At 64.8% G+C, this 5,975-nt stretch carries 6 protein-coding genes and 3 pseudogenes; 7 read left to right on the top strand and 2 right to left on the bottom strand.

Annotated features, from left to right (window positions below):
• Positions 1–75 precede the first annotated feature (75 nt).
• Together YO9_RS0114105 and YO9_RS0114100 are read right to left on the bottom strand one after the other, a co-directional pair.
• Positions 76–651, bottom strand: a complete 576-nt coding sequence (locus YO9_RS0114105; protein WP_016998070.1) for a PspC domain-containing protein — start codon at positions 649–651, stop codon at positions 76–78.
• Complete coding sequence (locus YO9_RS0114100) at positions 648–971, bottom strand: PadR family transcriptional regulator (protein ID WP_016998069.1); 324 nt, start codon at positions 969–971, stop codon at positions 648–650. Before YO9_RS0114100 ends, YO9_RS0114105 begins: the two co-directional genes overlap by 4 nt.
• A 198-nt stretch (positions 972–1,169) precedes the next feature.
• On the opposite strand from YO9_RS0114100, the pseudogene YO9_RS18870 reads away from it, so the two are divergent.
• The 7 genes and pseudogenes from YO9_RS18870 to YO9_RS18865 all read left to right on the top strand — a co-directional run.
• Positions 1,170–1,771: pseudogene (locus YO9_RS18870) on the top strand (recombinase family protein).
• Between the two features lies 1 nt (position 1,772).
• Positions 1,773–3,158, top strand: a complete 1,386-nt coding sequence (locus YO9_RS0114095; protein ID WP_031273380.1) for a Mu transposase C-terminal domain-containing protein — start codon at positions 1,773–1,775, stop codon at positions 3,156–3,158.
• Positions 3,158–3,948: pseudogene (locus tag YO9_RS0114090) on the top strand (AAA family ATPase); the annotation flags it as partial. The gene YO9_RS0114095 and the pseudogene YO9_RS0114090, both read left to right, overlap by 1 nt.
• Before the next feature lie 259 nt (positions 3,949–4,207).
• The gene (locus YO9_RS0114085; protein WP_016998066.1) at positions 4,208–4,840 is read left to right on the top strand and encodes a recombinase family protein; all 633 of its coding nucleotides are present in this window, start codon (positions 4,208–4,210) and stop codon (positions 4,838–4,840) included.
• A 79-nt stretch (positions 4,841–4,919) separates the two neighbouring features.
• Positions 4,920–5,198, top strand: a complete 279-nt coding sequence (locus tag YO9_RS0114080) for a hypothetical protein (RefSeq protein WP_262925706.1) — start codon at positions 4,920–4,922, stop codon at positions 5,196–5,198.
• A complete protein-coding gene (locus YO9_RS0114075; RefSeq protein WP_223286613.1) occupies positions 5,195–5,746 on the top strand; it encodes an integrase catalytic domain-containing protein in 552 nt (183 codons plus the stop codon). Before YO9_RS0114080 ends, YO9_RS0114075 begins: the two co-directional genes overlap by 4 nt.
• Positions 5,747–5,766: 20 nt before the next feature.
• Positions 5,767–5,975 (top strand): annotated as a pseudogene (locus YO9_RS18865) (Mu transposase C-terminal domain-containing protein); the annotation flags it as partial.

Below are 5,975 nucleotides of genomic sequence, written 5' to 3'. Positions count from 1 at the left end.
TGCCGATCCGGGATATCGGCTGTGGATTTGAGCGCTCGATGGCGTTGTTCTGAGACCGATGTTTGGCGCAGAGTTCTAGCGTCGGGCAGCGTTGCGCCGAGGGCTGAGGCGGCGGTACTGGGCAACGGACTCCACGGGCGGCAGCAGTAGGCTCAAGGTCAAATAGATGAGGACCGAGAGTCCAAAGAAAATGAGCATCACGTATTCGCTGAACGGCGCGAGGAGCGCTCCTCCCACAAGCGTGACGGCGACGTAGATCGCTCGTACCCACGCGACGTTCGCTTCGGTTGCGGCCGAAATTCCGAGACAGACCCCTGTGAGCCACTTGCCGTCAAGTACGCGGCACCAGGTCGGTACCTGATCCTCGATTCCCTTCGGATCGGGTTTTCCAGGCTCGCTTACAACCGGGCCGACCTGATTGAGAGTGGAGCGCATCTGGCCTGCATCAACGGGGTTGTCTCCAAGGGCGGAAAGCTGATCGCCGATCGATACCTCCAGGTCGCGAACAGTCTCGTCGTCATCAGGGTCATCGGCCAGTTCATCTCTTGCGTCAGCGAGATAGCTCAATAGTTCGCGGTGGGCACTCGGAGTGAGCCTGAAGGGTTTCTGATGGCCAGTAAGCCTCATAGATACAGGGGTTTCGTTCGTCATCGTCCAATCCTTTCGATCATGTTCGTTAGCTTCTGCCAGTACGCCCGGAACTCCGTGAGCCGCTGCTTGCCTTCAGCGGTGAGCGACAGGTACTTCCTCGGCGGACCGCTAGATGACTCACGCCACTCGTGATCCACCAGGCCTGCTCGCCGCAACTTGTTCAGGAGGGGATAAACCGTCCCTTCCTGCACGGGATATCCGACCTCTCGCAGTGCAGTGACAATCTCGGCCGCATATCTCGCTTTGTGCTCAACTGACGCCAGTGCGAGCAGCTCGAGGAGCCCTCGGCGAAGGGACGCAAACTCCGGATCTTCCGTCATGCAAGTACCTTATGACAACAAGGTACTTGTGCGCAATGCCGATCTCAACAATCTAAAGTTTTATGAGACACCCGGCAGGAACTGGAATGTGAGACCGTTTCATGGGGCAATTGGCCTCCTCCCCGTCTCACTAAAGCGTCTCGCCCTAATTTGTCGCAGGGTGGTGCTCGGTAGGGGTTTGTGAGGCATAATCGAGACATGAGGCTTTTGGGGTACACCCGTGTGAGTACCGTGAATCAAGATGCGCAGTTGCAGTTGGATGCGCTTGTGGATTCCGGGGTGCAAAAGCGTGATGTGTTTGCGGATGTGACCTCGGGTAGCCGGACTGCGATCGAACGCCCCGGGATGAAGCGGCTGCTGGACTATGCCGAGTCCGGCGACACGGTCGTGGTGTGGCGCATCGATCGGCTCGGCCGGTCTCTGATTGATGTCCTCAACACCGTGAACTTGCTGCGCGACAAGGGCGTGAAGATTCAGTCGCTCTCAGATGGCATCGACCCGGAGACCACGTCTGGCCGGTTGATGCTGGGCATGCTCGCCACGTTGGCTGAGTACGAGCGTGAGTTGATCACCGAGCGAGTCAATGCCGGCATCGCCGCCGCGAGACAGAACGGTACCCGGTTCGGTCGTCCACCTGTTGATCCGGCGGTGATCGCGGAGAAACTCGACATCACCCGGGACGCCCGGGCCAAGGTCGTACGGCAGAGGAAGCCGCGCAGTTGGTCGGATGGTCCCGGGCAACGCTGTATCGGCACCAGCAGGCCGCCCGCGACCGCGACTCAGTCTCCCAGCAGGTGTGACATGGACGGGTCGCAGCGGTGGCGCATCCTCCGGCTACACGTCGAGGACGGTATCGCGCTGACGACCCTGGCCCGCGACACCGGTACCGGGCTGCGCACACTGCAACGCTGGCACCAGCTCTACAAGACAGGCGGCATCGCGGTGTTGGAGCCGCATCCGCGACGCGATGCCGGGTCCCGGCGAACTCCGGCGGAACTGGTCACGTTCCTCGAACACCTCGCGCTCACACGCCCGCGTCCCAGCATCGCTACCCTCCACCGACGCACCGTGGCCGAAGCGGACCGCCTAGGTCTGGCGGCCCCGAGCTATGCCACGGCCCGCGCCATCGTCCACGCTTTGGACCCTGCCCTGGTGACGCTGGCCCTGGAGGGGCCGGCTTCCTATCGGGACTGCTACGAACTGGTGTTTCGCCATCGCGCCGAACGACCGAATGCGACGTGGCAAGCCGATCACACCGAACTCGACATCCTCATCACCGGTGCCAGCGGGACGCCCGAGCGCCCCTGGTTGACGGTGGTAATGGACGACTACTCCCGCGCGGTCTGCGGGTACATGGTCTTTACCGGGGCACCATCGGCGATGAACACCGCGTTGGCGCTACGACAGGCGATCTGGCGTAAAACCGACCCGACCTGGGCGATGTGTGGGCTACCTGACGTCCTCTATATCGATCACGGCAGCGACTTCACCAGCCACCACCTCGAGTACACCGCGGTCGCGCTGAAGATCCGCACCATCTTCTCCACCATCGGTCGCCCGCAAGGCCGAGGCAAGATCGAACGGTTCTTCGGCACGGTCAACACCGAACTCCTGACCACCCTGCCCGGACACCTGACACCAGGGGCGAAGACACCGGAACCGTCTTTGAACCTACCCGCGCTTGATCAGGCGATCGCCGTTTTCATCGCCACCTACAACGAGCGGACCCACCGGGAGATCGGGACGAGCCCGAAGAAGGCATGGATCGGTGACGGTTGGCTACCGCGCATGCCCGAATCCCTCGATGAACTCGACGGACTACTGCTGACGGTGCCCACACACCGCACCGTGCAACGTGACGGCATCCACTTCCAAGGCCGGCGCTACCTCGCACCAACCTTGGCACCGTTCGTTGGCCGCCCGGTGACGATCCGCTACGACCCGCGCGACATCTCCGAAGTTCGCGTCTTTGACCGCGACACCTTTCTCTGCGTGGCCATTGACGAGGCGCACCCGAACCAGCGGGTAAGCCTGCAAGAAGTCGAGGCCGCACGCCGAGCCCGCCGGCGCCAGCTGCGCAAAGACATCAACGATCGCATCCCACGGATCGCCGACCGGGCCGAACCGCGCACCACTGCGCCCGGAGCGCGGCCAACCAAGCTGCGCACCTATGAAGAGGACGAATGATGGCCAAGAACTTCATCATCACCAAGGAACATCGCCGGTTCACCGAATTCGCCAACGCGGTACGCAAAGAACGCACCATCGGCATCTGTCACGGCGACGCCGGGATCGGCAAGACTCAGTCGGCACGCCGATATGCCCACTGGGACACCGTGGAACCGTTCATCACCGAATGGGGGCCGCGAACCGAAGACGACGCCAAGTTCTACGCAACTGCGAACCGGTGCCGGACCGTGTTCTACACCCCCGAGGTGCTCCCCAGGCCCAAAGTGCTCATGCATGAGATCGCACACCTGCAGACAAGGCTCGGCATCTGCATCGACGAACACCAGCGCAGCATCGGCAAGGTCACCGGCGCTACTCAGGTCATACCAACAGGTGGGTCGAGTTGCTCATCATCGATGAGGCCGAACGACTGGCCCCGACCGCACTCGAACTTCTCCGGGATGAGCACGACCGCTACCACTTGGCGATCATCCTCATTGGCATGCCTGGCATCGACCAGCGGTTTCGCCACTACCCGCAGCTCTACAGCCGTCTCGGATTTTCGCACCGATACCGGGCACTAGGACGCGATGAACTGCTCTTCGTCCTCGATCGCCATTGGAAACGCCTCGGCCGCACCCTTGACCCGGACGACTTCACCGACGCTCAAGCTATCGCCGCGATCGAACGCATCACCCGGGGCAACTTCCGCCTCCTCGAACGCCTCTTCCCTCAGATCGCCCGAGTGCTTAAGATCAACCAACTCGAGACCATCACCGACGATGTCATCGAAGCTGTGAACCGCATCGATAAGTGGCGGTGTTCTGACGGAGCTAAATGGCGGCATCGAGGTCTTGCGTCCCGATCGGAGTCGTCGGGCCGGCCGAGCTCGAGGTGATCGACGTGTTGATCGCTCTCGGGCGACTGTCCCACTTCCTTGGTAGTGGGACGGCCCGCGTGGGGATCCTTGCCCGATGTGCACGATCGGCGATTCCTGTACCAGAACTTGGACCAAAAGTGCTGAACCATTTAGGTCGTACGGAACCGACTTCCGGTACGCTGGGCGCATGGAATTGGGCTACGCGCGGGTCTCGACGGCCAAACAGGACCTCGACCGGCAGATCGATGCCCTCCGGCAGGTCGGGATCGCCGCCGAGCGGATCTATGTGGACAAGAAGTCCGGGGCCACCACGGAGCGTCCCGGGCTGACCGCGGCGCTGGCCTACGCCCGGGAGGGTGATGTGATCGTGGTGCACACCCTGGACCGGCTCGGGCGCACGGTGCGCGACACCTTGAACCTGATCCATGACCTCGCCGAGCGGGGGGTGGGGGTGCGCAACCTGGCGGACCCGATCAAGGTGGACTCCACCAATCCGAGTGATCCGATGGCGCAGTTGGCGGTGGTGCTGCTGGCGTTGTTCGGGCAGATGGAGCGCACCTACACCCTCGAGCGGGCTGCTCATGCCCGGTCGGTGGCCGCGGCGAAGGGCCGGCGGATCGGGCGGCCTACGGTGGTGGATCCGGACAAGCTGGCCTACGCGGCGCATCTGCGCGAGAGCGGGCACACGATGGCGGAGATCGTGGCCAAGACCGGGATCACGCGCACCAGTCTCTACCGTCACCTCCCGCCGCGGTCCCCGGAGCCGGTGACGGCCGGACCGGTCACCGCCGCCGAGCCCGAGCCCGGTCCGGCGGACTGACCCAGGTGGGGTGATGGTGGTGGTGCAGCTGGGTCCGCAGGAGAGAGCGGCATTGTTGCGCCAGCACCTCGACGAGGGGGTGCCGCTGACCCGGCTCGCCGCCCACGCCCAGGTCTCGGTCCGCACCCTGCAGCGCTGGGCCGCCGAATACCGGGCGGACTCCTCCGCGGCCGGCTTGCAGCGCAAGGCCCGCAGCGACCGCGGCCAACGCCGGCTGCCTGCGGAGCTGATCGCGGTGATCGAGGCCTGGCGCTGCGCCGCCCGGCGCCGACGACCAGGTTCATCCACCGCCGGGTGTGCGATCTGGCCCCGGAGCGCGGCTGGGCACCCCCGAGCTACTCGAGCGTGCGCAGCGTGATCGCCGCGATCGACCCCGGGCTGCGCACCCTGGCCCTGGAGGGAGACACCGCCTACCGGGACCGATACGAGCTGGTGCACCGCCGGTCGGCGGTGAGGCCCAATGAGCAGTGGCAGGCCGACCACACCCTGCTCGACGTGGCGATCCTCGACAACCGGGGGCGCCCGGTGCGGCCGTGGCTGAGCGTGATCCTCGACGACTACTCCCGCGCGGTCGCCGGCTACACCGTCTTCACCGGCGCCCCGAATGCCGAGCAGACCGCCCTGGCCCTGCACCAGGCCGTGCGAGCCAAGCCCGACCCGCGGTGGCCGGTCCAGGGGTTGCCCGAGGTGCTCTACAGCGACCACGGGGCCGACTTCACCAGCACCCGGCTGGACCGGGTCTGCCTGGACACCCACATCCGGCTCATCCACTCCCGCGTCGGGGTCCCGCAGGGAGGGGCAAGATCGAACGCTTCTACGGCACGATCACCACCGAGGTGCTCCCGCACCTGCCCGGGCACATCCCGCACGGCACCGGCGGCACCCCCACCTCACCACCTGCCCTGAGCCTGGAGCAGCTCGACGCAGTGGTCCAGCGCTACCTGATCGAGGACTACCACGCCCGGGTGCACTCCGAGACCGGACAGGCCCCCGCCGCCCGCTGGATCGGGGCCGGGTGGATCCCGCGCACCCCGGCCCGGGGCGAGGATCTCGACCTGCTGCTGCTCACCGCTGCGACCACCCGCATCGTCCAGCGCGACGGCATCCGCTTTCAAGGCCCTTCACAGATGAGCAT

This window comes from Kocuria atrinae C3-8 (genome assembly GCF_000286355.1).
GTDB lineage: Bacteria > Actinomycetota > Actinomycetes > Actinomycetales > Micrococcaceae > Kocuria > Kocuria atrinae_A.
The sequence above is the reverse complement of the archived record's forward strand: the minus strand, read 5'-3'. Positions and strand labels throughout refer to the sequence as shown.